Source organism: Faecalibacterium sp. An58, assembly GCF_002161515.1.
Lineage (GTDB): Bacteria > Bacillota > Clostridia > Oscillospirales > Ruminococcaceae > Faecalibacterium > Faecalibacterium avium.
The window spans coordinates 1-711 of the sequence record NZ_NFHX01000076.1 but is presented as its reverse complement, the minus strand read 5'-3'; the positions used below and the strand labels follow the sequence as shown (position 1 = coordinate 711).

The 711-nt window shown below is 54.0% G+C and carries 2 protein-coding genes; both read right to left on the bottom strand.

The genetic code is table 11. The features are described from left to right. Nucleotides 1–106 precede the first annotated feature (106 nt). Nucleotides 107–307, bottom strand: coding sequence for a hypothetical protein (locus B5G12_RS14555; protein ID WP_144064187.1), 201 nt, complete (start codon nt 305–307; stop codon nt 107–109). Between the two features lie 44 nt (nt 308–351). Further along, nucleotides 352–711, bottom strand: a 360-nt coding sequence (locus tag B5G12_RS14695) for a DUF6551 family protein (RefSeq protein WP_343286656.1), incomplete at its 5' end; no start/stop codon positions are given.

The window sequence follows — 711 nt, the reverse complement described above, 5'->3', positions numbered from 1 at the left end:
GTGGAAACGCGATACAATGTGCAAACTCGGTTTTTCATATCCGTTCATCCTTTCCAGAATCCAGCAGGTAGAGAAAGCACAATTCTCAACGCTGTCTATTCAAATCTCAAGGTGCGCGGCGTCTGCCATCCTTAGAATACCATCCTCCGGGCGCTGCCGCAAGGATGCCGCCCGCAGGCACATTGCTGATAAAGGATGCCAGCAAAATCTGTTTCAGATGGCTGGTGACGGCGGTGTTCCGGCTCTCAGCAAACGTTGCTCTGACTTCGTACCCGTCCACCATGAAGGTCATACAATGTTTCGTCATTCTGTCCCTCCCCGAAAAAAGCATGATTCGTGAAACTTCATTGTTCAGAATTTCATGGGCAGCATATTCTTTTTGCTGGTACCATTGTAGAGCTTCAGCACCTGCATCATGTACCGGTAGGACACCGCGCCGCTCATGGCGTCGGCGTCCCGAACCAGCTTCATGGGGTAGATGGTGGCCAACCGTTTGACCAGCCGATCGTACTTGTACTCGTCTTTATAGAGGGCGACGAAGCGCATCACGCCCTGGATGATACCAGCGCGCAGAGAATCAGGGTCGCCGCCCCAAGCATCAACGATGGCCCGCAGTCCCTCGGTGTAAATATCCGGGCCGTACTGCTGGAACTCCTTGAGGGCGGTGCTGACGCAGATGATCTTGTGGCTTGCGCGGACATGGTCGGTGCC